Here is a 26744-nt window from a genome sequence, read left to right as displayed (position 1 = left end):
GCGACCTGCTCGCCCCGGTAAGCGGTTTCGGCGCCAACGGGATCAAGGTCCACGACGGCGCGGTCTGGGTGTCCAACCTGGACCGCGGCACCCTGGTCCGCTTCCCGCTGCGCGGCGGGCCCGGCCGGGTCGTCACCTCGGGTCTCGGGCCGGTCGACGACTTCGCCTTCCACGGCGACACCGTCGTCGCGGCGATCAACCAGGACAACCGCGTGGTCACCATCGACCACGACGGCGTCCGCACCATTCTGTCCACTAAGGACGGACTGGCCAACCCGACCGCGGTCGCCGTCCGTGACGACACGCTGTTCGTCACGGACGGCGCCTACTTCGGCGGCTCGCCGAACCTGCTTCAGGCGACGCTCGCGGCGAACACGTGCAACGCCGGGTTCGCCGGCAGCGTCACCGCCACGACCTCCTTGCCCGCGGTCAGCGGGACGGAGTTCGCGAACACGCGGTACGGCGTGGTCGGGTAGGCCACGCCGGTCCCGGTGTTCTTGCCCAGGACGGTCGCGACGGTCGTCGCGCCGTACTGGGCGGGATCGGCGCAGCACCAGTTCGGGAACCCGAGATCGGACTGGCCGGTGCTGCCGTCGGCGTACTGGACGACGACCGTGCCCTTCGCGATCCCGGTGCCCGTGCCGGCCAGCACCAGCTTCGACCCGGTCCCGCGCACCGCGACGGTCTGACCGGCCGCGACGACGTTGTCCGGCTTCGCGCCCACGGCGTCCGGCCAGGTCAGCGACGCACCCAGAGCCGCGAACGCCGCTCCCGGTTTCAGCCCGGCCTCGGCGAGGCCTTCGGCCCGGAAGCTGCTGCCGCCGCCGTCGAGATCGCCGGCCGTCACGTGGGCCGCGTCGGTGACGCCGACGTTCGACGCGGCCGCCGCCAGGGACGCGTACGGCACCGTCACCGTCGACGAGTCCACGGCCTGGTGCGCGTCCAGCCGCGCGCGGTAGGTCGTGGTCGCGGTGACCTGGTAGTCCGCCGGCTTCAGCCCGGCTTCGGGGGTCAGCGTCACCGGCACCTTCACCGTCTGACCAGGCCAAACGAGCTTCGGCAGCGCCGGGACGTCGGCGTGGAACCCGGTTCCCTGCACCGAAAGCGCGACGTCCCGGACCGGCAGCGGCGTGCCGTTGGTGAAGCTCACCGTCGCCGCGGCGGGCTGTCCCGGAGCCGCCAGCGACGGCATGGTCAGCGTCGTCGAGCCGTTGTCGTCCTCGGGGAAGAACCCGCCGACGGCGCTGGCGCCGAAGAGCCGCACGTCCTGACTCGCACCGGCGCCGACCGGCCCGGTCTTCACGCGCACCACGCCACGGGCGGCCGGGTCGTACCACCAGCCCGACGACGCCTTGTCCAGCTCGGCCTTGCCGGCGTACTGCCGCAGGATCCCGGTGCCCGCCTGGACGAGCGCCGGCTTCGTTCCCGTGTGGACGGACAGCTGGTAGTTCCGCGCCGCGGGCTTGCCCGGGTAGGTTCCGGCGCTCGCGCCGATCCCGACGGTCACTGTGCCCGGCCCGGACTTCGGCGCGTCCACGGTGAACGTCTGCTTCGCCTGCTCCCCGCGCTGGTAGCCACGGGTGACGCCGTCGTCTTCGGTGAGCGTGAAGCTGCCCTTGCTCTGCGGGTAGACGTCCAGGTCGAGCTCGCCCTTGTCCCGCGTCTGCCACGACTTCGTGCCGTCGGCCCACATCGGCACCACAGCGCCGGCCCGGACGAACAGCGGGAGCGTGTCGAGCGGCGCGTCGTAGCCGTCGATCGTGGTCGGGCCGGTGTAGGTCTTGCCGCTCCAGTAGTCGACCCAGGTGCCCTTGGGCAGGTAGATGCCGTTGCGCACGTTCGACTTCTCGTACACCGGCGCGACGAGGAAGTCCGTGCCGGACAGGAATTCGTACTTCGCCTTTTCGGTCCACACGTTCGGGTCGTCCGGATACTCCAGGGCCAGCGGCCGCACCTGGCCGACGCCGGTCTGGTGCGCCTGGGCCGAATAGCTGTAGGTGTAGGGCAGCAGCCGCTCCTTGAGCATCAGGTACTTGCGGTTGATCGAGGTGTACGGCTCACCCTGGGCCCACGGCTGCTTGTCCGACGACGCCCAGCCGTCCATCGTCATCGCCGTCGGCAGGAAGGACTTCCACTGCAGGTCGCGGACGTAGGTCTGCGGGCTGCCGCCGAAGATGCCGTCGATGTCGCCGGTGTTGTAGGCGATGCCGGACGTCGTCGCGCCCGCGTAGGTCGGGATCTGCCACTTGATGTAGTCGTAGGAGCCGGACTGGTCGCCGCTCCACAGCACGCCGCAGCGCTGGGCACCGGCCCAGCTCACCGGCTGCCAGACGAACCCGCGCGCGTCACTGTTGTCCTCGATGCCCTTGTGGGCGGTGTCGCAGGCGTCGAGCGCGAACTGGTACCCCGGGCCGACCCAGGCGACGTCCAGCTTGCGCACCCGCACCCCGGCCTTGACCTCTTCGGCCTGGTTGGGGACGCCGTTCTCGGTCCACAGCCCGAGCTGCATGTCGTTCTTGCGCAGGCCCTCGCCGGTCTGCTGCAGGTTCTCGTAACCACAGCCGTAGCCGTCGTTGACCAGCATCCAGCCGTTGGGCATGTCGTTCGCCGTGTAGCCGTCGGCCACCTTCACCGCGTCGAGCGTGTGCCGCTCACCGCGGTTGGCGTTGTGCAGGTAGCAGTCCGAATCGCCGGTCTCCAGGCCGTAGATCGGCGGCAGGAACGGCTTGCCGACCAGGTCGGTGTACCCGCCGATGACGTCCTTGAGGCTGTTCCCGACGACGTAGGTGGCGTCGAAGCGGCGCTCGTCGTGGGTGGTCTCGACCGGGTCGGTGAAGGAGTAGCTGCCCGGCGCGAAGGTGTTCCGCAGGACGCCGTAGCCCGCGGTCGAGGCGTAGAACGGCTGCGAGTTGGGCGCGCCGCCGTCGTTCCAGTTGTCGTCGGCGAAGATCTTGATCGTCTGGTCGCGGTGGCTGTAGCGGCCGTTCTGCTCGCCGCCGCCGACGAACTGCTCGGACGCCGTCCGGGTCAGGCTCTGCGTGGTCGTCGAGCCGGTCCAGGACAGCGGCGCGGACTCCGTCCAGAGCTGTTTGCGGTCCGCGCCGTCGTAGAGGGCGAACTTCAACGGGTGCTTGTATGCCCGCAATGTCGCTTTCGGGGTGGAGATGGCCCAGTAGGCGCCCTTGTCGACGCGCTTCGGCGTGGCCGAGGGCGTGTTCTTCGGGAGGACGATCTTGCTGCCGGCCGGGTCGGTGAAGGACCCGTCGGGGGCGAGCCAGACCCGGACGGCACCGTCGGCCGGGAAGCTCACGCGCACCGCCGCGCTCCCCGACGCCAGCGTCACCGTGGCGCCGTCGGCGGAGATCCCGGTCAGGTCGCCGAGCTGGCCGGAGGGCGCCGCGGGCGGGTCGGCGTAGGCCGTGGCGGGCGAGAGCCCGAGAACGGCGGCTGTTGCCAGACACCCGAGCGTTTGCGCAACTCTGCTCATTACTGACACCTTTCGCGCATCAACACGCATGTTGGAGTCTGTATAGCGCACGTTTCGCGCAGTGTCACCCGCTGAACCGGTTCCGACGCCCGGACTCCCGACTTCCGTCGGGCGGTCACTGCGAGTACTTGAACGGCGTCTTAGAGCTCACTCCATCTGCAAATTGCAGATCGCATCTCTCTGTCCACTCAGGACGATTACGCGCGTCGCTTCCCGTTGCCACACTTCAGGTTCCGATGGGCGTTTTCCGGCGTGCAGCAGCACGTGCATCCGCACGCCGCCGAGGCGAGCAGGTTGTCAGTAAGTGATGAAGTGCTTGCTGTGAAACAGGTTTCCGCTGTAAGTTGGCAGCCCACCGAAGGCTGGGGATCAGCAATCGGGGCTCGTGCTGCTCGACGGGATCTGGGAGGTGACCGGCGAGAGAGCGCTTACCGGCGGTCGGGTCGCCGTCGGGTGCAGGAGGGAAGTCATGCCGTGGTTCACCCAGGACAAGCAGTGTCCGACCGAGTGACAGAACCGTATTTGGTGGCACAGGACGCCATCGCCGACGAGCTCCGCCGCGGCAAGTGGTGCGTGTACCTGCACGAATGGCTGGGCATCGACGGTGATCTGCCGACGTGGCAGGCCGAGGTGGCCGCCAAAACGTCACTCTCCGGAGTCGAAGTGTGCTTCGTCGAGATCCCGCGCAAGGACATGACGCTGATCGCGAACGTGCGGGCACTGCCGTCCTTCGAGCAGGTCAGGGAGTCGGTCGCGGCCCTGGAGGACTACCGCGGCCGGGTGGACCGACAACGTTGGCACGGCGCGGCGGCACGGCGGTTACCACCGCCTGGGTGACAACGTTGGCACGGCACCCGTGCTACCGAGCTGACTCGCGTTGCCGCGCCGCCAGGAAGTGCGCCGTCTTCGCCGTCGCGTCGTACAACGCCCGGCAGTGCTCGTAGAACTCCTGGTACCGCGTGACATTCGCCGGGTCGGGCGTCACCGTTGCCGCGATCGGGTTGGCGCGGGCCAGGTCGATCCCGAGGCCCGTGGCCTCCGCCGCCAGGAGCGCGTCGCCGAGGGAAGCGCCGATCGTCTCGGCCGGGATCTGCTGGGGCAAGCCCGTGACGTCCGAGACGATGCGCGTCCACAGGCCGCCCTTGGTGCCTCCGCCGACCGCGACCAGGTGCCCGGCCGCGCCGCCCGCGGCGGCCATCGCCTCCAGGTTGTGCCGCACCCCGTACGCGATGCCCTCGAGTGCCGCGCGGTAGAGGTCGGCGCGGGTGTGCGCGGTCGTCAAGCCGGCGAGCACACCCCGCGCGTCCGGGTCGAACAGCGGCGTCCGCTCCCCGGCGAAGTACGGCAGCAGCAGGAGCCCGCGGCTGCCCGCCGGCACGTCCGCGGCCTCGGCGGCCAGGTCCGCGTAGCCGCCGCCGACCAGCCGGCGCAGCCAGTCGGTGACCGCGCCCGACGTCGCCATGCCCGCGGCGAGCGTGAAGCTGCCCGGCGCGACCCCGCGCGTACCCCACAAGCCGGGGTGCGGCCTTGCCTCGGTTCGGTGAGCACCTGGACGAGGAACATCGTGGCGCCGTACATGATCATCACGTCGCCGGGCTCGCGGACGCCGACGCTCGTGGCTTCCGCCCAGGCGTCGACCGTGCCGGCGGTGACCGGCAGCCCGGTCCGTTCAGCCGCGGCGGCGGTGACCTCGCCGGCGATCTCGGTCGGCCACAGCAGGTCCGGGAGCGCCGGCCCGGGCGCGACGCGCTCCGCCCAGTCCGCCGCCCACGCGCCGGCCGCGAGGTCGTACAGCGGCGTGCACTGGCTGGCCGAGTGGTGGTCCAGGACGTACCGGCCGGTGCACCAGGAACGAGCTCGCCATCAGGAGCTTCTTCGTGCGCGCGTGGACATCCGGCTCGTGCCGGGCCGGCCAGCGCACCTTGGTGCCCGACGGCCTGGCCGGTCAGCGGCGTACCACCGCGCGCCAGGATCTCGCCGGCCCCGAACTCGTCGTTCAGCTCCGCGATTCCGGCGCCGGCCCGGGTGTCGACGCCGTACAGGATGGCCGGGCGCAGCGGGTCGCCGTGCTCGTCGGCGGGCAGCAGGCCGCTGATCCCGAGCCCGGCGAGAGGCCGGCCGCCGGCGGCGCGCAGCAGGTCCGCGACGACGGCGGTGAAGTCGGCCCACCACACGGCTTCGGCGTCGTGCTCCACCCAGCCGGGGCGGGGCGTCGACACGCCGTGTTCGCGGACGGACCGGGCGAGCACGGCGCCCTCGGCGTCCACCAGGACGCCCTTCGAGCCGGCCGTGCCGATGTCCACGCCGAGCAGCAGTCCGGTCATCCACCCCTCCGCCGGGCCGCCATGCGGGAAATCGATTACCACCAAGCTATGGTGTGTCCGGAACACTGGCAACGACTCAGGTGAACGAGGACGCGGTGGCGACGATCTCCGACGTGGCGGCACTGGCCGGGGTGTCCACCGCGACCGTGTCCCGGGCACTCAACGGCAAGTCCACTGTGGACCCGGCGCTGGCCGAACGGGTGGCCCGGGCGGTGGCCGAACTCGGCTACACGCCGAACGGGCTGGCCCGCAGCCTGCGCCGCCGCGAGACGGCGGTCCTCGCACTGATCATCTCCGACGTCGAGAACCCGTTCTTCACGGCGATCGCGCGCGGGGTCGAGGACACCGCGCAGGCCGCCGGGTTCTCCGTGATGCTGTGCAACTCCGACGAGAACACCGCGAAGGAACGCCGGTACGTCGAGGTCGCCGCGCAGGAACGGCTGGCGGGCGTGATCATGTCGCCGACCACCGCCCAGAGCGACGTCCGCCCGCTGCTCGCGCACGGCACGCCGATCGTGACGGTCGACCGGCGCCTGGAAGCGGCCGACTGCGACGCGGTGCTCGTCGACTCCCGGGTCGCGGCCCGCGATGCCGTGCGGCACCTCGTCGATCGCGGCTACGAGCGGATCGCCTGCGTCGCGGGGCCGCCGGGGATCACCACGGCGGACGACCGCCTCGACGGTTACCGCGACGGACTCCGCGACGCGGGCCGGAAACTCTCGACGCGGTGGGTGCGCCGCTGCGAATTCCGCGAAACCGGTGGTTACGAGGCGGCGAAACAGTTGCTGACCAGAGCCGATCCGCCGGACGCGCTCCTGGTGTCCAGCAGCACGATGGCGATCGGCGTCCTGCAGGCAATGGCGGAGCTGGGCCTGACTTCCGGCCGCGACGTCGGCATCGTCTCGTTCGACGACGCACCCTGGACGACGCTGATTTCGCCGACCCTGACCGTCGTGGCCCAGCCGGCCCACTCGATGGGCCAGCTCGCGGCACGGCTCCTGCTGGACCGCATCGGCGGCAGCGGATCCCCCGCGGCGACCACGACGACGATGGCCGCCCAGCTGATCGTCCGCGGCAGCTCCACGCGCTGAAAGCGGCACTTTTCCCCCGCGGCGGCACGGTCGCGCTCGCCGGATCGCTGGTGGTGCCGGCGAGCACGGTGCCGATGCCCCTGGCTCGGCCCGGACACGCCGATGTGGCCGACCCAGGCGTTGCTGCTGGTCCGCGGCGCGGGGCTGGGTTTGTCGATCATGCCCGCGTCGACGGCGGCGTACGCCTCGGTCGACGCGAACGAACTCGGGCACGCGACGGCGCTGGTGAACATCGGGCGGCGCGGTCGGCGGGGCGTTGTGCGTGATCGTCTTGCCCCGTGGCCTCACGATCGATCCGGCGACCGGCTTCGGCTGGGCGTTCGGCGTGCTGGGCGCGCTGGGCGCGCTCGGCACCGTCGCGACGGCCTGGCTGCGCCGCGCGATCGTCCACAGTGGACGCCACGATGGGACCCACCTGCGAACCTGGCGCGATCACCGGTTTGGTGATTTCCTGGAGCCGATCAACCACGGTCAGTGACGGGAGGACGGGCCATGCTGGGGGTACGCAAGCGGCTGCTGACCGCGGCGGCGGTCACGGCGGTAGCGGGAAGCCTGCTGGCCGCGGCGCCGGCGTCGGCGGCCGGAACGGGAAGCGTCGACTGGAAACCCTGCGCGGACGCGCCGGGCGTCGACTGCGGCGCGGTGACCGTGCCGATCGACTACGCCCATCCGGAGATGGGCACCACGAGCGTCGCGCTCGCCCGGCGGAAGGCCACGGACCCGCGGGCCCGGATCGGCGCGGTCCTGATGGACCCGGGCGGTCCCGGCGGGCCGGGCGCGGGCCAGGTCAAGGAGGGCTGGTCGCTCTCGGCCGAGGTCACCAAGCGCTTCGACACCGTGGGCTTCGACCCGCGTGGCATCGGCGACAGCACCCAGATCAAGTGCGGCCTCGACGAGGTCATCGCCGACCACCCCGAAGTGCCGCGCAACCAGGCCGAGTTCGAGCAGCTCGCGCGGTACAACCGGAAGGTCGGCGAGAGCTGCGCCCGGCTGACCGGGCCGCTCGCGAGTTTCGCCGACACCGAGACCGTCGCGCGGGACATGGACGCGATCCGCGCCGCGCTCGGCGAGAAGAAGCTGACCTACTACGGCGTTTCGTACGGCACGCTGATGGGCCAGCAGTACGCCGAGCTGTTCCCCGGCAAGGTCCGCGCGCTCGTGCTGGACAGCAACATGGACCACTCGCAGCTGGGCGCGTGGGACTTCCTGCGCAGCGAAACGCAGTCCGTGCAGGCGGAGTTCGGCGAGTTCGCCGCCTGGTGCGGCCGGACGCCATCCTGCGTGTTGCACGGCCAGGACGTCTCGAAGGTGACGCGGGACCTGCAGGACAAGGCCGCGCGCGGCGAACTGAAGGCCCCGCAGAGCGGTGAACCGATCACCTCGCTGAACCTCGCGTCGATCTTCCAGGGCGCGTTCTACGGCCCGAGCTGGGACCAGCTGGCGAAGACGTTGAAGTCCTTCGCGGACGGCACGCCGGCGGCCGCGTCGGCTCGGGCGCGGGACGAGATCCCGGTCAACACCGTGTTCCAGAGCATCTTCTGCGACGACTGGAACCTGCCGGTGCACAGCTACGCCGAGCTGGAGACCTACCGGCGCGCGGCCGCGGCCTCCGCACCGGACGTCAAGGTCAACTCGCTGGGCTGGTCCGCCGTGACCGCCTGCATCGGCTGGCCGGAGAAGGCGAGCAACCCGCAGCACCCGCTGCAGGTGCACGGCGCGCCGCCGCTGCTGGTCCTGAGCAGCGAGTACGACCCGGCGACGCCGTACGTGTGGTCGCAGACCGTGGCCCGGCAGACCGGCAACACACTGCTCACCTACGACGGCTGGGGCCACGGCGCCTACTTCAAGAACAGCGACTGCGTCACCAGGGCGACCGACGACTACCTGATCACCGGCAAGCTCCCGGCGAAGGGCACGCACTGCGCCGCCGTGGAGCCGGGCACTCCCCAAGCCCGGATCGCCGGGCCGAAGGCGCCTCCGGCAATCGGCTTCTGACGCTTCCGAAACGAGGCCGGGACCGGCACAATCGGTTCCGGCCTCGCGGCGTTGCGAGGAAAGGAGCCCCGTCATGCGGTTCAGGACTTTCCTCGCGAGTACGGCGATCGCCGTCACGCTCACCGGGCTGGCCACGGCGCCCGCGGACGCCGGAGTCCGGCACGGCGGCGGGTACCTCGCCCTCGGTGACTCCGTGGCGTTCGGCTACCGGCCCGGCGCCGTGACCCCGGTTTCGGACTACCTGAACGCGGCGAACTTCCGCGGCTACGCCGAGAACTACGCGGCCCTGCGCGGCCTGCGCGTCGCCAACGCGTCGTGTCCCGGCGAGACGACCGGGAGTTTGCTGAAGGCCGGCGCGCAGAGCAACGGCTGCGAGAACTCCGTCGGCTCCCCGGTCGGCTACCGCACCACGTTCCCGCTGCACGTGCCGTACGCGGGCACCCAGATCGACTACGCCACGCGGTACTTGCGCACCCACCAGGACACCAAGCTGGTGACGCTGAACATCGGCGCCAACGACATGTTCGTCTGCCAGGCCACGACGCCGGACCAGTGCACCGGCCCGGACTTCCAGGCGGCGCTGGACCGGATGAGCCGCAACGTCGCGACGATCCTCGGCGCCGTGCGCGCCCACTACCGCGGTGACCTGGTGCTGATGTCGTACTACTCGCTCGACTACCGCGACCCCGCGCAGGTCGAGCAGGTGCAGGCGATCGACGCGGCGCTCACGCAGGTGACCCGCCGCTACCACGGGAAGATCGCCGACGGCTTCACGGCGTTCCGGCTGGCGTCCCTGCGCACGGGTGGTGACCCGTGCGCGGCCGGGCTGCTGATCAAGCTGCCGGCCGGGGGCTGTGACGTCCACCCGGCAGCGGCCGGCCACCGGGTCCTCACGGCGGCCCTCGCCCTGGCGCGTTAAACCGCCTGGACCTCGACGCCCGCCGCCTCGAACGCGCGCACGATCTCCGGGTCCGCTTCCGCGTCGGTCACCAGCGCGTGCACCTGCGTCGTCTCGCAGATGCGGGCGAACGCGCGGCGGCCCAGCTTCGACCCGTCCGCCACCGCCACCACGCGCTCGGCGCGTTCCACCATCAGGCGGTTGATGCTGGCCTCGCCCTCGTGGTGGGCGAACGCGCCCGCGTCCGGGTCGAACGCGTCGACGCCGAGGAACAGCAGGTCGATGGTCAGCTCACTGAGCACCCGCGTGGCCAGCGGCCCGCTCAGCTCGAACGACTGCGGCCGGGCCACACCGCCGGTCACGACGATCTTGACGTTCGGGCGGACCGCCAGCTCGTGCGCGATGTTCAGCGCGTTCGTCACCACCGTGATGCCGGGCGCGTCACCCCGCCCGGACAGGTCGGACCGGATCGCCAAGGCCCGCGCCACGCCGGCGGTCGTCGTGCCGCCGTTGAGGCCGACCACCATCCCCTTGGCGGCGAAGGCGGCTGCGGCGTTGCTGATCCGCTGCTTCTCCGGGACGTGCCGCGCGGTCTTGTAGCGCAGCGGCAGGTCGTAGGCGAGGTCGTTGGCGACCGCGCCGCCCCGGGTGCGCGTGAGCAGCTGCTGCTCCGCCAGGTGGTCGAGGTCGCGGCGGATCGTCGCCGCGGAGACGCTGAGCTCCTCGGCCACGTCCTCGACGTCGATCTTTTCCCGCTGCCCCAGCATGTCCAGCAGGGTGCTCAACCGTTCGTGCCGGGCCATCGGCGGTACTCCCTAGGTTCCTGTGCACAAAAAAGTGCGCTGTTGACCACCGTTTCGAGCATTATGCTGCACGATCACTGTCCTCGGAACGCGGCACGCCGCCTACTTCATCCGGAAGTCATAGCGCCCCGGCAGCGGATCGGACGACAGCGCCGCCCAAGTGTCGGACAACGACGTCTCCCCTTCCCGGATGTTCGCGACCTCGAACCCCGCGTCGAAGATCGCCCGCGCACCCTCGACGTCGCCCAGCGCCAGCCGCGCCTGAGCGGCCAGCAGCGCAAGCCGTCCCGTCGGTTCCGGCGGCAGCTCCGGCGCGCACCCGGCCGCGACGGCCTCCACCAGCAGCGGCTCCAGCGCCGGCGCCAGCTTCAACGCCCGGTCGTACAGCTGGGCCGCCTCCGCCGAGCCGGCCGTCACCGCCAGGCAGCGCAGGGCCCACGGGTTCTCGGCCGCTGACACCGAAGCCGCCCACGCCTCCCGCGCTGCCTCGTGACGCCCGGCCGCCCAGCGCGCGACACCCCGGTGGTACCAGGTCAGCCAGTTGTCGGCCGTGTGCTCCAGCAGATCGGCCCAGTACCGGTTGACCAGCGTCGACGGCGGCACGGCCAGTGGGTCACCCTGCGGCGGGACACCGTCCAGCAGGGACAGCCACGGCTCCTGCTCCGGCCCCAGCGACTCCGGCGGAAACGGCGTGCCCGGCAGGCAGGTCGGCATCCGGCGGGCCTCCAGCGCACCCCAACCGGATCCGGTGGCCAGCAACGGGCCCGGCTCGACGTCGAGGATCTTCCGCCACTGTTCGTGGTACCCGGTCAAAACCGGTGCGACGACGGCGTCGGTGGCGGCCTGCCAGTCGTCGCCGTGGACCACCGCGGGGTCCGCCGCGAGCGGGCCGTACGCCTCGAGCCAGTCCCACGCGTCGCCGGCCGGCAGACGCAGGTGCTCCAGCTGGGTGCGGGCCAGCCCGGCCTGGATCTCCAGGTAGCCGCCCGCTCCCGGCGCGAGCCAGTCCTGCCAGCGGCGGCCGCCCGCGGATTCGCCCCACAGGAACAGTTTCCGGCCGCGCAGCCGCTCGGTCGAGGTCTGCAGCAGGCCGCGCCCGTCGCCGTCCACCGCGGCGATCCACGGCTTCGAGCACTCGAAGAAGTAGTCCGCGGCGGACTCCGCGCGCGCCGGGTAAGTCAGCGAGCCCGGGACGTCGACCAGGTCCAGCCGGCCCGAGTAGCCGTAGTGCCAGGCCTGCGTCGCCGGTGCGAGCACGCGGGTGTCCGGCGTCTGCGCCACCGCGATGTTCGACCACCAGTACACCGGGACGTCGTGCGGGTGCGGGTTGCGGATCCGCACGCCCACCAGCAGGAAGTCGGAGTCCTCGGGCAGCCAGAAGTCGAGGTGGTACGGCAGGTCGCGGGTGCGTTCCCACTCCCAGAGCCGCAGCACCGGCGTGCCGTCCGGCCCTTCGACCTGAGCCGCGAACATCGGCGCGCAGGTCAGCGTCGTGTGCCCGGTGCTGCCCAGGTTCCACTCGACGCCGCCCGCGAACCAGGCGTCGCGCAGCGCGAGGTTCGCGGGCTGGAACACCGGGTTGCGGTAGAGCAGCTCACGTCCGTTGTGAACCAGGGAGTACAGCCGGCCGCCCAGCGTGGGCAGGATGGTCGCCCGCACCCGGTCGTTCTCCAGCACCAGCGCGGGCAGCTCCCGCTCGGTGCGCGAGCGCGAATACCCGTCTTGCAGCCGGCACGGCAGCACGGTGTCGAGCCGGCCGTAGTCCAGCCCCGCCGCGAGATCCGGCGGCAACTCGTCCACATTGGACACCGACGCGACGGCCTCCGGCTTGATCAAGGGCGGCAACGGGTTCTCGGGTCCCAGCTCGGCCGCGGGCAGGACCAGCCCGGTGCGGTACAGGCGCGTCATGGCAGCCGGTCACCGGTGGCCGCGTCGAACAGGTGGACCGAGCCGAGCTGCGGCGTCAGCGCGATCGCCTGCCCCCGCTGCCACGGCGCCATGCCCGGCGTACGCACGGTCAGCACCCGGTCGCCGTCCCGGCAGTACAGGTACTGGTCGCTGCCCAGCTCCTCGACGACCTCGACGACGGCGTCGAACCCGCCGTCGCCGATCGTCCAGCCCTCCGGCCGGACGCCGACGACGACGCCGAGCCCGGTCAGCGCCGAGCGCTGCGCCGGCGTCAGGGGCAACCGCGTCCCGCCGACAACCGCGCCGTCGCTGTCCACTGTGGTCTCCAGCAGGTTCATCGCGGGCGAGCCGATGAACCCGGCGACGAACACGTTCACCGGCCGCGCGAACAGCCCGATCGGCGTGTCGACCTGCTGCAGGACGCCGTCCTTGAGCACCGCCACCCGGTCGCCCATGGTCATCGCCTCGACCTGGTCGTGCGTGACGTACAGCGTCGTGATGCCGAGCCGTCGTTGCAGCGACGCGATCTGCGTGCGCGTCTGCACCCGCAGCTTGGCGTCCAGGTTGGACAGAGGTTCGTCCATGAGGAACACGCTCGGCTCGCGCACGATCGCCCGGCCCATCGCGACCCGCTGGCGCTGCCCGCCGGACAGCTTCGCGGGCTTGCGGTCGAGGTACTCCGTCAGATCGAGTACCGCGGCGGCCTCGCGCACCTTGCGTTCGCGCTCGGCCTTCGGCATCTTGGCCAGCTTCAGGTGGAAGCCGATGTTCTCGCCCACCGACATGTGCGGGTAGAGCGCGTAGTTCTGGAACACCATCGCGATGTCGCGGTCCTTGGGCGCCAGCTCGGTGACGTCGCGGTCGCCGATGTGGATGGAGCCGTCGTCGACCCCCTCCAGCCCGGCCAGCATCCGCAGCGTCGTCGACTTGCCGCAGCCGGACGGCCCGACCAGCACGAGGAACTCGCCGTCGGCGACCTCGAGGTCGAGCCCGTCGACGGCGGGCCGCTCGACCCCGGCGTAGAACCGGGTCGTGTCCTGGAAACTCACGGTGGCCATCAGGTCCTACTTTCCGGCGCCGAGGGTCAGGCCGGTGATGATCCGGCGGGCGAGCACGAGGTAGAGCACGAGCATCGGGAGCACGACGATCGCCACACCGGCGATCAGGCCGCCGTACTCCGACTGGTAACTCGCGGCGCCGTAGAAGGTGAACAGCGCCCGCGAGAGCGTGAAGTGGGCCTGGTCCTTGAGGAACACGATCGCCAGCAGCGTCTCGTTCCACAGGCCGATGGCGTTCAGCGTCAACGCCGTGATCAGGCCGCCGCGGGCGAGCGGCAGCATGACGGAGAAGAACGTCCGCGTCGGCGAGGCACCGTCCAAAGAGGCCGCTTCCTCCAGCTCGTCCGGCAGCGAGCGGAAGAAGCCGGTCAGCAGGAACACGGTGAACGGGATCGACAACGCGACGTAGAGCAGGAACAGGCCGTACTCGTTGTCCAGGTGGGCTTTGCTCATGGTCACGAACAGCGGGATGATCACCGTCTGGAACGGCACCCCCATGCCGATCGCGACGGCGTTCGTCATCGGCCCGGACCCGCGCACGCCGAGCCGGGTCAGCGCGTACGCGCAGGGCGCGGACACGGCGACCGTCGCGACCGTCGCCAGCCCGACCAGGACGACCGTCGTCAGCACGGCGTCGCCGAAGCCGGCGTTGTTCCAGGCGTAGATGAAGTTCCGGAACGGCTTGCCGAGGTGGAACCACTGGTACGGCAGCGCGAACGGCTTGGTGAAGATCTCCACCGGCGTCTTGAACGACGCCGTGAGCAGCCAGTACAGCACCAGCACGTTGCCCGCGGTGAACGCCCAGACGATCACGGAACCCAAGAGCCGCAACGGGCTCAGCTTCCGCGAGCCGGGCGCCGGACGCGGTTTGCGCGGCACCTTGCGCGGCGGTTTGGCGACCGCGCGCACGGGCGCGTCGGTGACAGTCATGGGATCCCCCTCAGAACTGGATCGCGTCACGGCGCATCAACCGGCGCAGCAGGACAACGAGAATCGACACCAGCGCGATCATCGCCACCGCGCAGGCGCAGGCGGCCCCGAAGTCGGGCGTGCCGTTCGAGCCGAAGGTGCGGTCGAACACGTAGACCCCGAGTGTCCACGCCTGGTTCGGCGGGGCGTAGGTACCCGGCCCGGCCAGCACGAACACCAGCTCGAAGATCTTCAGCGCGTTGATCGTCCACAGGACACCGGCAACGCCGACGACGTCCCACGTCATCGGCAGCGTGATGTTGCGGAACTTCTGCCACGGCGACGCGCCGCCCAGCTCGGAGTCCTCGTAGAGGTACGGCGGGATCCGGTCGACCGCGGCCATCAGGATGGTGATGTAGAAGCCCGAGCTGGCCCAGATCAGCGACGCCGTCACGACGCCGGTCACGTTGGCCGGCGCCAGGAACTTCGCCGCGTCCGCGCCGACGTGCTCCAGCACGTAGTTCGCCAGGCCCTGCTTACCCGGCTGGTACTTGAACACGAACCCGAGGAACATGCCCAGCGCGACCGGCGCGACGATGTTCGGGAAGAACAGGATCGCCCGGACGACCTTGCCACCGCGCATGTCCCGCAGCACCATGGTGAACAGGAACGCCAGCGCGAACGTGCCGATGCCGCCGAGGAAGACGTACACCAGCGTGTTGCGGAAGGCGTACTGGAACGAGTCGCTCGCCCACATCTGCGTGTAGTTGGTGACGCCGTTGGGCTTGGGCGTGTCCCCCGCGCCGGCCCAGCTGGTGAAGCTCAGGACGACGGTCGCGAGCGTCGGGAGTACCAGGAAAGCCAGGTACAGCACCAAAGCCGGGGCCGCGAACGGCCAGAACAGCCGCCTCTTGCGGCGCAGGTGCGCAGCGCCGGCGGCGCGGGCCCCCCGGTCCCGCGCCGCCGTCGTCGTGACCGTGGCCATCAGCTCTGGTTCTTCCAGAAGTCGGCGCCCTTGGCCGCGAGCTGGTCCACGAACTGCTGGGGGTTCAGCTCACCCTTGAGCAGCGAGGTGTCGGCCGGGTCGAAGACGTCGGTCTGCCACTTGCCGCCGGCGATGCCGTCGATCCCGTCGTACTGCAGGACGTGCTCCTTCTTCGGGTCGTCCATCGCGGCCTTGACCTGCTTGAGGTCGTCTGGCACGGCGAGGTCGGCGCGCGGCACCAGGTTGTCGGCCACCGCCGGGATGCCCGAGAGGATGTCCTTGTTCAGGAAGTAGGCGATGAACGCCTTCGCGGCCTCGGCGTGCTTGGCCTTCTTGGTGACGGCGAAGCCGATCGACATCTGCTCGACGGTGTCGTGCGTGGCACCGGCCGGCATCGGGAACTGGAACGAGCCGTAGTTGATCTTCGTTCCGGCGCCCTGCTTGTCCAGGTACTCGCGCGTCTCGCTCGGCGCCCAGGTGCCGACGTAGAGGTAGCGCGAGTCGCCGTCCGCCCAGCGCTGCTGCACCTGCGGGAACTTCGCCGCGTCCCAGCCGTCGATGAAGTACTTCGGCAGCTTCGCGGTTTCGGTGGCGGCCTTGAGGAAACCGGGGTCGGTCTTCCAGAGCTGCCCGGTCTTGTCGGACGCGGCTTTGTTCAGCCCGCCCGAACCGACGTAGCGCTCGGCGAGCTGGGTGAAGAAGTACATGTTGTAGAACGGGATGTCGCCGTCCTGGCTGATCGCGGCCTTGCCGTCGGCCTTCGCCTTGTCGAACAGCGCGGTCAGGTCGTCCATCGTCTTCGGCTGCTGCACGTCACCGGCGGCGTCCTTGTTGAACCACCAGGCGCTCGACTGGACGGTGTAGGGGACCATGAAGTTGTGGCCCTCGCGGTCCTTGTTCTGCGGGAAGTCGTACGAGCTGGGCGAAAGCATGTCCTTGACGGTCTTGTCGCCCTCGCCGACCTTCATCGCGAAGACGTCGTCGACGCTCTGCGTGCCGCCCGGTGTCGCGATCGCCGCGCCGACCTTGCTGACGTCCTGGTCGAACAGGTCCGGCACCGCGTCGGTGTTCAGCGCCGGCACCAGGTTCTGTGTGTAGGCCTTGCGCCCCAGCCACTGCACGTTCACCTTGACGCCGGTCTTCTCCTGGAAGCACTTGAAGGCCTTCTGCAGGACCTTGCCCTGCGGCTCGTCGGCCGTCCACATCGCCCAGTAGGTGAACTCCTTGTCCGTGGCGGGTTTGACCGCCGCCTCCGGGCAAGGCGCGTTGAGGTACTGGTCGACACCGGGCAGCGCGTTCTCGCCGGTGTCGCTGCCGGAGTCCGCGCCCCCGCCGCAGCCGGCCAGCAGGAGAGAGGCCCCCACCGCACACGCCATGACCTTGCTTCGCCGCATCCGCCACCACCAGAGTTCGAGTTTCACGCAACTTCTGCGCGTTGCTGCGCAGTTTTGTTAGGTTTCACGCATCTGTCAACACTTGATGGAACAAGTTCTGCTCAATCGTCACTTCGGTCCGCGCTCGGTGACCAGCATGAGCACACCGAGCAACCGCCGCACCTCGACGGCGACGGCGTCCCGCCCGGCCCCCAGGTACTTCCGCGGGTCGACGCGATCCGGGTGCGCGCGCCAGTCCCCGGCGGCGGCCGCGGTGAACACCTTGTTGAGCTGGGTGGCGATGTTGATCTTCGTCATCCCGGCTTTCACCGCGTCGGCCAGGCCTTCGTCGGGTACGCCGGAGGAACCGTGCAGCACCAACGGGACCGGCACCCGGTCCCGCAGCCTCGTGATCAGCTCGAAGTCCAAAGTGGCGTCCCGGGTCAGCATCGCGTGCGAGCTGCCGACCGCCACGGCGAGCGCGTCGACCCCGGTGGCCGCGGCGAACTCCGCCGCCTCGTCCGGATCGGTGCGCGCGCCCGGCGCGTGCACGCCGTCCTTGCCGCCGACCTCGCCGAGTTCGGCCTCGACCCAGACGCCGTGGTCGTGGCAGAACGCGGTGATCTCGCGGGTCGCGCGGACGTTGTCGGCGTAGTCCAGTTTGGACGCGTCGAACATGACCGAGCCGAACCCGAGCCCGACGGCTTCCCGCACGAGGTCGGCGGATTCGGCGTGGTCGAGGTGCACGGCTACGTCCGGTTCGGCTTCACGGGCCGCGGCCAGCGCCGCGCCGCCGATCGGCGCCAGGGCGCCGTGGTAGCGCACGGCGTTCTGGCTGAGCTGCACGATCACCGGCGCGCCGGCCGCGGCCGCGCCGTCGACGATCGCGGTGATGTGCTCCAGCTGGATGGCGTTGAAAGCGCCGCAGCCGCGTCCCGCCGCCACAGCGGCGCCGACGATCTCCCCGGTACTCACCAGAGGCATGACCTACTCCTGTCGTTTCGGGTCTGCCGCGGCGGGTCGTGAGTGCTTAGGGCGGTTAGAACCGCCCTAACCACTCACGACCCGCACCGCGACCAAGTCCACTTCGCGCTCGTAGTGCGCCAGGTCGATGTCTCCGGCCAGCGGCCCCAGCACGGCCGCGCCGGACAGCGCGACGGCCCGGCGCAGGATGTCCGGCCACGCCTCGCGGCGGCTGAGGCCGAGGGCGAGCGCCGCGACGACGGCGTCACCCGCGCCGGTGCTGTTGCCCCGGAGCGCGGTGGACGGCGTCGCGTGCCACGTGCCCGAGCCGGTGACCGCGAGCAGGCCGTCGGCGCCGAGTGACACGACCACCGCGCCCGCGCCCGCCCGCCGCAGTTCACCCGCCGCAGCGACCGGGTCGTCGAGGCCGGTGACCTCGCGCAGTTCTTCGGCGTTCGGCTTGACCACGGCCGGGCGTGCGGCCAGGCCGGCCAGCAGTGCCGCGCCTGAGGTGTCCAGCACGGACGTTCCCGTGAGCAGCGACGCGTAGGCGCCGGACGGCGCGCCGGGCGGGAGACTGCCGGAGCAGACCAGCACCTCGGGCGCGTGCCGCCGGACCGCGTCGGCGAGCAGCCGCCATTCCGCGGCGGACAGCGCCGGGCCGGGCTCGTTCAGCAGCGTGACCGAGCCGTCGTCGCCCAGCACGGTCGTGGTGCGGCGCGTTTCGCCGGCGATCGGCACCAGCTCGGCGGGCAGACCGGCCGCGCCGAGGTCCGCTGCGACCGCGGACCCCGTCGCCCCGCCGGCCGTCGCGACCGCGCGGACGTCGGCGCCCAGCGCGTGCAGCACCCGCGCGACGTTGATCCCCTTGCCCCCGGCCCGGCTCCGGACCTCCCGGACGCGGTGCACGCCGTCCGGCCGGAGACCGTCCACTGTGTACGTGACGTCGAGCGCGGTGTTCGGCGTCACGGTGAGGATCACGGCGGGCTCACGTCAGCACGACGGAGCGGCTGAGGCTACGTGGGTTGTCCGGGTCCAGGCCCTTGCGCCGGGCGATCGCGCCCGCGACGAGCTGCGCGCGGACCAGGTCGGCCAGCGGGTCGAGGCCGCTTTCGACGAACGTGCCGCCCGCCCGGCGGACGTCCTCGGCCAGCCCCTCCGGCGCGCGGCCGAACATCCAGGTCACCCGGCCCGGCTCGGCGATGCTGATCGGGCCGTGCCGGTAGTCCCACGCCGGGTACGACTCCGTCCACAGCAGACACGCCTCGCGGAACTTGAGCGCGGCCTCGTTCGCGAGCCCCACCGACCAGCCGGTGCCGAGGAAGCTGAACTGCCCGGCCCCGACCAGCGACTCCGGCAGCGGCTCGGCCAGCACCCGCTCGGCCTGCGCGATGACGCCGGTCAGGTCCTCGCCGAGGTGCGCGCGCAGCATCGCGAGCGCGGTGGTGGCGAACCGGGTCTGCACGACCGAGCGTTCGTCCACCGAGGACAGGTCGACGACGGCGTCGGCGGCCCGCTCGATCTCGGCGGGCACGCCGGTGATCGCCGTGGTCCGGGTGCGGCCGCGCAGCTTCGCGAGCACGGTGTGCACCTCGGTCGTGGTGCCCGAGCGGCTCAGCGCGAGCACGTGGTCGTAGTCCCGGCCGGCCGGGAACTCGGACGCGGCAAACGCGTCGGTCTCCCCGAGCCCGGCGGTTTCACGCAGCACCGCGTACGCCTGACCGACGAACCACGACGTGCCACAGCCGACGATCGCCACCCGGGCGCCCGGCGCGGGCAGCTGCCCGCTGTTCGCCGAGGCCAGCGCGGCCGCGTCCCGCCAGCAGCCGGGCTGGCTCGCGATCTCCGCCGCCATGAAGGTCCCGCTCATGAACTCCCCATCCGTGCCGGTTGCGCGCAACACCTGTCACGTTAGGTGCAGTTTTGTGCGTCGTCAATCGTCGTATCGTGCAACTTCACACAGAGTCCGCGCAGAGAAGTGCGCGAGAAGACAGCAGACGACGGAACCGGCACCGGGTCCGGGCGCAGCAAAAAGGCCACCCTCGGCGAGGGTGGCCTGCAGTGGGAGAGCGGGTCCGGCGGCTACCGGGGCTTGCGGCGCAGCAGCCCGGTGACGACAGCCATCGCGCGCGAACGCGACGACGGGACCGGGGCGACGACCGGCTCGGGACCGATCCGGCGGCGCATGCGGTAGGCGAGTTCGAGCACTTCGATGTCTTCGGGCCGGCGTCTGCCGTGGACGTCCGGCCTCAGGTACAGCTCGCTGACCGTGACAGGCTTGCCACTGGCACGGGGTGCCGTGCGCGCCATCGGGAACCTCCGGGAGTAGCTGCCGTGCGGGATGGCCCTGATTCTATGAATCAAATTCGGGTTCGTCACCTTACTCGCCAGTTGTGTCCGGCGTGTTCATCGAACCGGCCATCCCCCGCGTTAGCCTCGCAGCATGATCACCACTGGGGCGTTGACCGAATCCGACCGCGTGGCCTGGGAAAACCTGTTCGCCGGCTACAACGAGTTCTACGGCAGGCCACTCACGCCGCACCTCGCGGACCGCGACTGGCGCGAGTTCTCGACCGGCGAGCGGATGCACGCGCTCGGCGCACGGCTCGACGGCGAGCTCGTCGGGATCACGCACTTCCTGACGCACGCCAGCACGACGTCGGCCGACGTCTGCTACCTGCAGGACCTCTTCACCGCGCCCGAAGCCCGCGGTCACGGCGTCGGCCGGGCGCTGATCGACGCCGTCGCCGGCTGGGCGCGGGACCAGGGTTGCGTGCGCGTCTACTGGCACACGCAGACGTCGAACACGACCGCGCGCCGGCTCTACGACCAGGTCGCGCTCGACAAGGGGTTCATGCAGTACCAGATCCCGCTCGGCTAGCGGCGGTGCCGGCCGCCGCCACCGCGGTGGTGGCGGTCGTGCCCGCCGTCATGGTGCCCGCCGCCGGACCACGCCTGCTGGCGGTGCGGGCTCGCGGACCGGGCCGGATGCCGGTCGGAGCCGCCTGCCCAGGCCGGGACGGCCGGGATTTCGTGCCGCACCGGAGTCACCCGTTTCGGCGGTGCCGCGGAATTCGCGGCCGGTTTTCCGGAATTCGACGGCCGGACGACGGCCGCCGGGATGATTCCGCCGGTTTTCGATTCCGGCACCACGGATTCCGGTGGCTTCGCGGCGTCCGCCGGCGACGGCGTCACGGACAGCGGCACGGGCTCGAGGCCGACGGGCGGCCACACCGCGCCCGCGGCGTGCTCGTACGGCTGCGCGACCGCGGCCGCGACCCCGCCGGTGATCGCCAACGCCCCGGCGACCACCGAGAACACCCGGACCCGGGCGAGCGAACGCAGCACCGGGGACCGGCGGCGGTGCCGCGACGGCGGCGACTCGAGCGCGTCCTGCCAGCTTGCGGACCGGACCAGCAGCTCGGCCACGCTGACCTGCTCGCGGCGCGGAGCCCGACGTGTCATCAAACCCTCCACCCATGGGTCGACCGGACGGTGGCGACGCGTCCGGTCGGCCGATCATAGGAATGGCCGGGGGCCGTGTAAAGCAGCCGCGCTCAGGAGAGCCGGCCGCCGCCGTCGACGTGCAGGGTCGTCCCGGTGATGAACGGATTCGCCAGCAGGCTCAAGGTCGCCGTGGAGATATCCGCCGTCCCGCCGACGCGGCGCGCCGGATTCGCTTCCGCCGTGCGGCGCAAGAAGTCGTCCTTCGCGTCGCCGAGGCGGTCCCACGCGCCCGAGTCGACGATGCCCGGCGACACCGCGTTGACGCGGACCGGCGCGAGCTCCACCGCGAGCGCCTCGGCCAGGAACGCGACCGCGCCGTTCGTCGTGGCCATCACCGCCCGCTCCGGCATCGGGCGCCACGCGGCGACCCCGGAGAACAGCACGATCGCGCCACCGGCGCGGAATCGCGGCGCGAAGTGCTTGGCCAGCGTGATCGGCCCGATCACCTTGGCGTCGAAGGCCCGGGTGACCGCGTCCCGGTCCAGTGTCGCGATCGGCCCGTTCGCCGGTGCCGCGGCCAGGGTGATCAGGAAATCGAGTTCACCCACCGTCTCGGCAAGCGCTTTCAGCGAGGATTCGTCCCCGAGATCGGCGTATTCGGTGACAATTCCGGGCTCGGTGAAACACTCCGGATTCCGCCCGGCGAAGACGACCTCCGCTCCCGCCGCCCGCGCGTCCACCGCGATCCGGCGGGCGATCCCCGAACCGCCGCCCACGATCACCAGCCGTTTTCCGTCGAAAGACATCGTCGTGCTCCTTTCGTCTCGCACTCCGGGTTCAGCGCGCGGCGGCACCGGATCCATCCCGTCGTGATACGGAGGTTTTCGATGGCTGCGATAGAATCAGCGAATGCCTACGTTGCGCGCCCTCGAGTGCCTGGTCGCCGTGCTGGACGCGGGATCGATCACCGAAGCGGCCGCGCGGCTGCACCTTTCGCAGCCCGCGTTGTCCCACCAGATCGGCGCGCTCGAACGCGAACTGGGCACGCCGGTGCTCGAACGGCTGCCGCGCGGGGTCCGGCCGACCGCGGCGGGCCGGGCCGTGCTGAGTGACGCGCGGGCGGCACTGGCCGCGGCCGAGCGGGTGGTCCGCACCGGCCGCGCGGTGGCCAGCGGCGGTGACGGCTCCCTCCGGATCGCGTGCGCGGAGACCATGACCGCCGGGCTGCTCGCGCCGGTCCTGCGGGCCTGGCACCGGCAACGGCCGGGCGTGCGGATCACGCTCGTCGAGACGACGAGCGCGGACGCGCTGGTCACAGCGTTGGAGACGGGTGAGGCGGACGTCGCGGCCGGACCGCGGCCGAGCCGCTGGACCGGACACAGCGAAGTGGTCGGGCGCGAGGAGATCGTCCTGGCCCTGGCCGCGGACCACCCGCTCGCCACCCGCGCGGCGGTGCCGATCGCGGACCTGGCCGGGCTCCCGGTGGTGCACTACCACCGGGACAACGGCCTCGGCGGCTGGCTGGACGGGGTGGCGGCGGAGCACGCCACGGTGCTGGACGCGGTGATGCGGACGAAGCAGGCGTCGACCGCGGCTCAGCTGGCCGCGGCCGGCCTCGGCGTGGCCCTGGTCCCGACGACGGCGCTGCCCCGGACGTTCGCCGGCGCGCTGCGGCGGCTGAAGCCCGCGCTGCACCGCGAAGTCGTCACTTTCACCGCAACGCCGTCGGATTCGCTCGTCCGGCGGTTTTGTTCGGACGTACGTCACCGCGGGATCGCCGTCCCGGCCGCGCTACTGGACAAACTCTCCTGAGTGACCCGTTAAGTCCTGGTGAATGTGACAGATTCCCTACGAAGGTTTTGTGCCAACAGGACGAACTTCTCCGGGACGACCGGATTTCGCTGTGCCATTCGCCAAAGTTCGCTTCCATCGGATAGCTTGCTCCTACCGGCCAGTACCGGTGGTGGGGCCGATCGGGTGAGGCGATCAGCGAAGATCGAGGGAAGCGGGGACGACCATGCCGAAGCACCGGCCACGTCGCAAGAGCGCGCGTTCCGTCCGCCGGACCGCCGCCGCGCTCGCCGGTGGCGCGCTCGTCGTGCTGCCCACGCTGACCGCCGGGGGCCTGCCCGCGCCGGTCGTCGTGGCGAACTCCGGGGACGCGCTGCCGGACCAGGCCGCGCCGCTGCAGCCGCCGAACATCGTCATGCCGCCGGTCGCCGTCGACGGCAGCCTGCCGCAGCCGCCGGTGCCGATGCCGCTGGTCGTGCCCGGCGGGCACGCGGGCTCGGCCGGCATCTCCGGGCCGCTCGGCATCCCGGCCAGCATGCTCAAGGCGTACAAGAACGCCGCCGACATCCTGAACAAGGAACAGCCGGGCTGCCACATCGACTGGGCGCTGATCGCGAGCATCGGCCGGATCGAGTCGAACCACGCCCGCGGCGGGTACGTCAACGCGGCCGGCGACACGCTGGAGCCGATCCTCGGGCCGGTGCTCAACGGCGCGGGCGCGTTCGCCGCGATCCCGGACACCGACGGCGGCAAGTACGACGGCGACGCGCTGTGGGACCGCGCGGTCGGCCCGACGCAGTTCATCCCGGCGACGTGGAAGGGCTACGCCTCCGACGGCAACGGCGACGGCGTCTCGAACCCGAACAACGTCTACGACGAGACCCTGGCCAGCGCGCGGTACCTCTGCTCGGGCGGGCTCGACCTCTCCACGGACGCCGGCCAGCGGATCGCCGTCCGCCGCTACAACAACTCGCAGTCCTATGTGGACACAGTGCTGGCGTGGGCCACGGCCTACCGCGGCGGCGTGGCCCAGCTGCCCGACAGCGACATCCCGATCGGCACGCCGAACGCCCCGGACAACGCCGCGGCCGGCGGCCCGGTCGGCGTCCCCGCGCCGCCCGCCCCGCCGGTGGTCACCGGCCCGCCGGGGACGCTCCCGCTGCCGGGCACGTCGACGACCCCGACCACCTCGACCTCGCCGACGTCCACCACCCCCACGACGCCGGCCTCACCGACCTCGCCGACCTCCACCACGCCGACGACGCCCACCACGCCGCCGTCGACCACGAGCACGACCACCCCGCCGCCGTCGACGACGCCGACCACCCCGGCCGGCTCCGCGGAGACGCCCACCGAGTCCACCACCACCACGACCACCCCGCCGGGGTGAGCCCGGTGGAGCCTTTCCTGGTGCACATCCGCTGTGACACCGACGGCTACAGCCACGCCGTCACCGAGGACGAGTTCGCGACCGGCCGGCACAGCGGGCGGTTCGTCGCGATCTGCGGCCACGTGGTGCTGGCGGCCCCGATGATCGAGGCACCGGGCCGTTTCGACCCGACGTGCCGCGACATCCTGCGCGGCGACACCACACCGGCCGAGCCGGCGGTGCCGGCGCAGGAACGCCGCCGTTCGCGGTGGCTGCGCACCACTCGCCGCTGACACCCAGTCTCAAGTCCGTGAAGGCCTCCTTGAGGGACACTGAGTCCCTCAAGGAGGCCTTCACGGACTTGAGGTATCGCCGCTGACCAGGGCCTGGATGCCATCGAGCATGCGGTGCAGCCCGAACTCGTAGGCCGCTTCGCCCTGGGCTTCGGCCGTTCCGCCGAAACCGCCGCCCAGCCAGGCACGGTTGATCGCCGGGTGGCCCTCGACCGTGAAGTGGTTCTCCCAGAACGACGACCGCTGGTGCCACCAGGCCTCGGTGGACTGTCCCGTGCTGCGCTCCAGGCGCGTGTTCTCCGCGCCCAGCGCCGCGTTCGCGTCGACGTACGTGCCGATCCCGTTGGCCGCCGCGACGGCGTCGCGCGGCGGCAGGCCCAGACCGTCCATGATGGACAGCAGGTACTCCTGGCCGGCCAGCTGACCGGGGCCCAGCGGCGGCCGCACCCGCGAGACCTCGCACAGCCACGGGTGATTCCGGTAGGCGTCGCCGGTCCGCGACGCGTACAGCGCCACCTGCTCGCGCCAGTCGGCGGGACGCGGTTCGCCCGGCCCGGGCAGCCGTCGTTCGACGAGCACGTCGTCGACCATCAGGTCCACCAGCTCGGTCTTGCCGGGCACGTACGTGTAGAGCGTCATCGTGCCCGCGCCGAGCTCCTTCGCGACGCGGTGCATCGACGCCGCCGCCAGCCCGTCGGCGTCCGCGACCGTGATCGCCGCCGCGACGATCCGCTCGACCGTCAGCGTCGGACGCCGGCCCCTCGTCGGCTCGCCGGCCCCGCCCCGGGCGCGCCAGAGCAACGCCAGTGTGCGGTCGATGTTCTCGGCACCACTGCGTTCGGCGGTCATGCGCTCCCCTCGCTCCGTCCCCGCGATCCTACCGGCGAACCGCGCTCACCTGGCACTTCAGGACGTTGGTCCCGGGAACCCGGACGTCTGTCCGCCTACCCTGGAGACCATGACCGGACGCAAGCCGCCCAAGGTCTCCTTCCGCTGGTGGGTCGACTGCCGGATCAGCGAAGCGCGCGACCGCGGGGAGTTCGACGACCTGCCGGGCACCGGCAAGCCGCTGCCGCCGCCCACCGGCAACGACGCCGCGACCGACTGGATCCTGCGGCGGGTCCGGGCCGAGGGCCACGACACCGCGGCGTTGCTGCCGCCCGCGCTCGCGCTCAAGCGGGAGGTGCAGGACCTGCCCGGCACACTCGCCGGCGAGCGGACCGAACGGCGGGTGCGGGAGCTCGTCGAGGACCTCAACGAGCGGATCCGCCAGGCCTACCGCAACCACCTGTCCGGCCCGCCGCTCACCGTCGCGCCGGTCGACGTCGACGAAGCGCTGGAGGACTGGCGCCGCTCACGCGCCACGCCGTAACCACGCGCGTTCCGCCGCGCTCCACGCGGTCGTCGTGAGCAGGTAGATCCCCGCGGCCTGCGGCACGACGAGCGTCACGAGCACCGTGCCGTAAGGCAGCAGCCGCAGCAGTTTCCCGCCGGGCACCTCGGCCGCGGCGGCTTCGCGCTGCCGGTCCTGCCAGCGCACGGAGAACCACGCGACGACGGCGAGCCCGGCCGCGATCACGAAGACGAGCGGGCTGCCGGCCAGGCCGTGCGCGCCCAGTGGCGTGCCGAACAGCGTCGCGCCGAGCAGCGAGTTGGGCTCGCCGCCGATCGTGGCGGTCGTGAAGACGCGGTACATCACCATGAAGAACGGCAGCTGCGCCAGCATCGGCAGGCAGCCGACGAACATCGACGTACCGGTCTCCTGCTGCAGCTTCGTCATCTCCGCGGCCAGGCGCTCCCGGTCCCGGCCGTGTTCGGTATGCAGCGCCTTGATTTCGGGCATCAGGACGGCCCGGGCGCGTTCGCCGCGGGCCGCCGCGCGGGCGAACGGGTGCAGCAGCAGCCGCACGGACAGGGTGAAGCCGACGATGACCACCACCGCCGGGAGCGGGGTCAGCCAGTGGATCAGGTGGTACGCGCCGGCGACGGGCACGTCGAGAAAGCCGAACATGGGCAGCACTCCGCATGAGTGAAGAGGGAAAGGGGCAGG

General features: G+C 71.4%; 25 protein-coding genes and 1 pseudogene. 10 read left to right on the top strand and 16 right to left on the bottom strand.

The window, feature by feature from the left end; translation table 11 throughout:
• Positions 1-352: 352 nt before the first annotated feature.
• Entirely contained in the window at positions 353-3487 is a 3135-nt protein-coding gene (locus OG494_RS45990) for a TIM-barrel domain-containing protein (RefSeq protein ID WP_328449763.1), read from the bottom strand.
• Between the two features lie 495 nt (positions 3488-3982).
• On the opposite strand from OG494_RS45990, the gene OG494_RS45985 reads away from it, so the two are divergent.
• Positions 3983-4324, top strand: coding sequence for a hypothetical protein (locus OG494_RS45985; RefSeq protein WP_328449761.1), 342 nt, complete (start codon positions 3983-3985; stop codon positions 4322-4324).
• 22 nt (positions 4325-4346) lie between these two features.
• Here OG494_RS45985 and OG494_RS45980 read toward each other — a convergent pair.
• A pseudogene (locus tag OG494_RS45980) lies at positions 4347-5811 on the bottom strand (FGGY-family carbohydrate kinase).
• 95 nt (positions 5812-5906) lie between these two features.
• Here OG494_RS45980 and OG494_RS45975 point away from each other — a divergent pair.
• From OG494_RS45975 to OG494_RS45960, 4 genes are all read left to right on the top strand, one after another.
• Positions 5907-6902, top strand: coding sequence for a LacI family DNA-binding transcriptional regulator (locus OG494_RS45975; RefSeq protein ID WP_328459223.1), 996 nt, complete (start codon positions 5907-5909; stop codon positions 6900-6902).
• A gap of 262 nt (positions 6903-7164) precedes the next feature.
• Positions 7165-7380 carry a hypothetical protein gene (locus OG494_RS45970; protein WP_328449759.1) on the top strand — a complete coding sequence of 72 codons (216 nt, stop codon included), beginning with the start codon at positions 7165-7167 and terminating at the stop codon, positions 7378-7380.
• 14 nt (positions 7381-7394) lie between these two features.
• Positions 7395-8897, top strand: a complete 1503-nt coding sequence (locus OG494_RS45965) for an alpha/beta hydrolase (protein WP_328449757.1) — start codon at positions 7395-7397, stop codon at positions 8895-8897.
• Between the two features lie 73 nt (positions 8898-8970).
• Positions 8971-9816: an SGNH/GDSL hydrolase family protein gene (locus OG494_RS45960; protein ID WP_328449755.1), complete on the top strand. Its 846-nt coding sequence runs from the start codon at positions 8971-8973 to the stop codon at positions 9814-9816.
• Here the strand turns inward: OG494_RS45960 and OG494_RS45955 are convergent.
• The 10 genes from OG494_RS45955 to OG494_RS45910 all read right to left on the bottom strand — a co-directional run bounded on the left by OG494_RS45955 (position 9813) and on the right by OG494_RS45910 (position 20104).
• On the bottom strand, positions 9813-10598 hold the full coding sequence (locus OG494_RS45955; RefSeq protein WP_328449753.1) for a DeoR/GlpR family DNA-binding transcription regulator: 786 nt from the start codon (positions 10596-10598) through the stop codon (positions 9813-9815). The genes OG494_RS45960 and OG494_RS45955 overlap by 4 nt on opposite strands.
• Positions 10599-10700: 102 nt before the next feature.
• Positions 10701-12506 (bottom strand): DUF5107 domain-containing protein, encoded by a 1806-nt coding sequence (locus tag OG494_RS45950; RefSeq protein ID WP_328449751.1) that lies wholly within the window; start codon positions 12504-12506, stop codon positions 10701-10703.
• The gene (locus OG494_RS45945) at positions 12503-13564 is read right to left on the bottom strand and encodes an ABC transporter ATP-binding protein (RefSeq protein ID WP_328449749.1); all 1062 of its coding nucleotides are present in this window, start codon (positions 13562-13564) and stop codon (positions 12503-12505) included. Before OG494_RS45945 ends, OG494_RS45950 begins: the two co-directional genes overlap by 4 nt.
• 6 nt (positions 13565-13570) lie before the next feature.
• The gene (locus OG494_RS45940; RefSeq protein WP_328449747.1) at positions 13571-14494 is read right to left on the bottom strand and encodes a carbohydrate ABC transporter permease; all 924 of its coding nucleotides are present in this window, start codon (positions 14492-14494) and stop codon (positions 13571-13573) included.
• A 10-nt stretch (positions 14495-14504) separates the two neighbouring features.
• Positions 14505-15458 carry a carbohydrate ABC transporter permease gene (locus OG494_RS45935; protein WP_328449745.1) on the bottom strand — a complete coding sequence of 318 codons (954 nt, stop codon included), beginning with the start codon at positions 15456-15458 and terminating at the stop codon, positions 14505-14507.
• Entirely contained in the window at positions 15458-16834 is a 1377-nt protein-coding gene (locus OG494_RS45930; protein ID WP_328459222.1) for an ABC transporter substrate-binding protein, read from the bottom strand. The genes OG494_RS45935 and OG494_RS45930 overlap by 1 nt, the downstream gene beginning before the upstream one ends.
• A gap of 126 nt (positions 16835-16960) precedes the next feature.
• Positions 16961-17815 (bottom strand): class II fructose-bisphosphate aldolase, encoded by an 855-nt coding sequence (locus tag OG494_RS45925; RefSeq protein ID WP_328449743.1) that lies wholly within the window; start codon positions 17813-17815, stop codon positions 16961-16963.
• Between the two features lie 66 nt (positions 17816-17881).
• Positions 17882-18775, bottom strand: a complete 894-nt coding sequence (locus OG494_RS45920) for a 1-phosphofructokinase family hexose kinase (RefSeq protein ID WP_328449741.1) — start codon at positions 18773-18775, stop codon at positions 17882-17884.
• A 7-nt stretch (positions 18776-18782) separates the two neighbouring features.
• Positions 18783-19664 (bottom strand): SIS domain-containing protein, encoded by an 882-nt coding sequence (locus OG494_RS45915; protein ID WP_328449739.1) that lies wholly within the window; start codon positions 19662-19664, stop codon positions 18783-18785.
• A 212-nt stretch (positions 19665-19876) separates the two neighbouring features.
• Positions 19877-20104: a hypothetical protein gene (locus OG494_RS45910; protein WP_328449737.1), complete on the bottom strand. Its 228-nt coding sequence runs from the start codon at positions 20102-20104 to the stop codon at positions 19877-19879.
• A 133-nt stretch (positions 20105-20237) separates the two neighbouring features.
• Between OG494_RS45910 and OG494_RS45905 the strand changes: the two genes are divergently transcribed.
• On the top strand, positions 20238-20675 hold the full coding sequence (locus OG494_RS45905; protein ID WP_328449735.1) for a GNAT family N-acetyltransferase: 438 nt from the start codon (positions 20238-20240) through the stop codon (positions 20673-20675).
• On the opposite strand, the gene OG494_RS45900 is transcribed toward OG494_RS45905, so the two are convergent.
• Positions 20672-21259, bottom strand: a complete 588-nt coding sequence (locus OG494_RS45900; RefSeq protein WP_328449733.1) for a hypothetical protein — start codon at positions 21257-21259, stop codon at positions 20672-20674. The genes OG494_RS45905 and OG494_RS45900 overlap by 4 nt on opposite strands.
• 92 nt (positions 21260-21351) lie before the next feature.
• Positions 21352-22047, bottom strand: coding sequence for an SDR family oxidoreductase (locus tag OG494_RS45895; RefSeq protein ID WP_328449732.1), 696 nt, complete (start codon positions 22045-22047; stop codon positions 21352-21354).
• 103 nt (positions 22048-22150) lie between these two features.
• Here OG494_RS45895 and OG494_RS45890 point away from each other — a divergent pair, with 103 nt between their 5' ends.
• The 3 genes from OG494_RS45890 (at position 22151) to OG494_RS45880 (ending at position 24694) form a co-directional block, all read left to right on the top strand.
• Positions 22151-23053, top strand: coding sequence for a LysR family transcriptional regulator (locus tag OG494_RS45890; protein ID WP_328449730.1), 903 nt, complete (start codon positions 22151-22153; stop codon positions 23051-23053).
• Between the two features lie 205 nt (positions 23054-23258).
• The gene (locus OG494_RS45885; protein WP_328449728.1) at positions 23259-24422 is read left to right on the top strand and encodes a lytic transglycosylase domain-containing protein; all 1164 of its coding nucleotides are present in this window, start codon (positions 23259-23261) and stop codon (positions 24420-24422) included.
• A gap of 5 nt (positions 24423-24427) precedes the next feature.
• Positions 24428-24694 (top strand): hypothetical protein, encoded by a 267-nt coding sequence (locus tag OG494_RS45880; protein ID WP_328449726.1) that lies wholly within the window; start codon positions 24428-24430, stop codon positions 24692-24694.
• A gap of 60 nt (positions 24695-24754) precedes the next feature.
• Here OG494_RS45880 and OG494_RS45875 read toward each other — a convergent pair whose 3' ends face one another.
• Entirely contained in the window at positions 24755-25543 is a 789-nt protein-coding gene (locus tag OG494_RS45875; RefSeq protein WP_328449724.1) for a TetR/AcrR family transcriptional regulator C-terminal domain-containing protein, read from the bottom strand.
• Positions 25544-25652: 109 nt separating this feature from the next.
• Here OG494_RS45875 and OG494_RS45870 point away from each other — a divergent pair, with 109 nt between their 5' ends.
• Positions 25653-26066 carry a DnaJ family domain-containing protein gene (locus OG494_RS45870; RefSeq protein WP_328449722.1) on the top strand — a complete coding sequence of 138 codons (414 nt, stop codon included), beginning with the start codon at positions 25653-25655 and terminating at the stop codon, positions 26064-26066.
• On the opposite strand, the gene OG494_RS45865 is transcribed toward OG494_RS45870, so the two are convergent.
• A complete protein-coding gene (locus OG494_RS45865) occupies positions 26049-26705 on the bottom strand; it encodes a YidC/Oxa1 family membrane protein insertase (protein ID WP_328449720.1) in 657 nt (218 codons plus the stop codon). The two genes, OG494_RS45870 and OG494_RS45865, sit on opposite strands and share 18 nt — an antisense overlap.
• Between the last annotated feature and the right edge of the window lie 39 nt (positions 26706-26744).

Origin of the sequence: Amycolatopsis sp. NBC_00438 (genome assembly GCF_036026695.1) — a bacterium.
GTDB lineage: Bacteria > Actinomycetota > Actinomycetes > Mycobacteriales > Pseudonocardiaceae > Amycolatopsis.
This window is presented reverse-complemented; position numbering and strand designations above follow the sequence as displayed.

Coding starts and splice junctions, on each gene's coding strand:
- OG494_RS45895 (WP_328449732.1), bottom strand. CDS start 22,047: ATGTCTTTCGACGGAAAACGGCTGGTGATCGTGGGCGGCGGTTCGGGG.
- OG494_RS45930 (WP_328459222.1), bottom strand. CDS start 16,834: ATGGCGTGTGCGGTGGGGGCCTCTCTCCTGCTGGCCGGCTGCGGCGGG.
- OG494_RS45900 (WP_328449733.1), bottom strand. CDS start 21,259: ATGACACGTCGGGCTCCGCGCCGCGAGCAGGTCAGCGTGGCCGAGCTG.
- OG494_RS45910 (WP_328449737.1), bottom strand. CDS start 20,104: ATGGCGCGCACGGCACCCCGTGCCAGTGGCAAGCCTGTCACGGTCAGC.
- OG494_RS45990 (WP_328449763.1), bottom strand. CDS start 3,487: ATGAGCAGAGTTGCGCAAACGCTCGGGTGTCTGGCAACAGCCGCCGTT.
- OG494_RS45935 (WP_328449745.1), bottom strand. CDS start 15,458: ATGGCCACGGTCACGACGACGGCGGCGCGGGACCGGGGGGCCCGCGCC.
- OG494_RS45865 (WP_328449720.1), bottom strand. CDS start 26,705: ATGTTCGGCTTTCTCGACGTGCCCGTCGCCGGCGCGTACCACCTGATC.
- OG494_RS45945 (WP_328449749.1), bottom strand. CDS start 13,564: ATGGCCACCGTGAGTTTCCAGGACACGACCCGGTTCTACGCCGGGGTC.
- OG494_RS45870 (WP_328449722.1), top strand. CDS start 25,653: ATGACCGGACGCAAGCCGCCCAAGGTCTCCTTCCGCTGGTGGGTCGAC.
- OG494_RS45955 (WP_328449753.1), bottom strand. CDS start 10,598: ATGGCCCGGCACGAACGGTTGAGCACCCTGCTGGACATGCTGGGGCAG.
- OG494_RS45950 (WP_328449751.1), bottom strand. CDS start 12,506: ATGACGCGCCTGTACCGCACCGGGCTGGTCCTGCCCGCGGCCGAGCTG.
- OG494_RS45965 (WP_328449757.1), top strand. CDS start 7,395: ATGCTGGGGGTACGCAAGCGGCTGCTGACCGCGGCGGCGGTCACGGCG.
- OG494_RS45925 (WP_328449743.1), bottom strand. CDS start 17,815: ATGCCTCTGGTGAGTACCGGGGAGATCGTCGGCGCCGCTGTGGCGGCG.
- OG494_RS45915 (WP_328449739.1), bottom strand. CDS start 19,664: ATGAGCGGGACCTTCATGGCGGCGGAGATCGCGAGCCAGCCCGGCTGC.
- OG494_RS45890 (WP_328449730.1), top strand. CDS start 22,151: ATGCCTACGTTGCGCGCCCTCGAGTGCCTGGTCGCCGTGCTGGACGCG.
- OG494_RS45940 (WP_328449747.1), bottom strand. CDS start 14,494: ATGACTGTCACCGACGCGCCCGTGCGCGCGGTCGCCAAACCGCCGCGC.
- OG494_RS45960 (WP_328449755.1), top strand. CDS start 8,971: ATGCGGTTCAGGACTTTCCTCGCGAGTACGGCGATCGCCGTCACGCTC.
- OG494_RS45885 (WP_328449728.1), top strand. CDS start 23,259: ATGCCGAAGCACCGGCCACGTCGCAAGAGCGCGCGTTCCGTCCGCCGG.
- OG494_RS45875 (WP_328449724.1), bottom strand. CDS start 25,543: ATGACCGCCGAACGCAGTGGTGCCGAGAACATCGACCGCACACTGGCG.
- OG494_RS45905 (WP_328449735.1), top strand. CDS start 20,238: ATGATCACCACTGGGGCGTTGACCGAATCCGACCGCGTGGCCTGGGAA.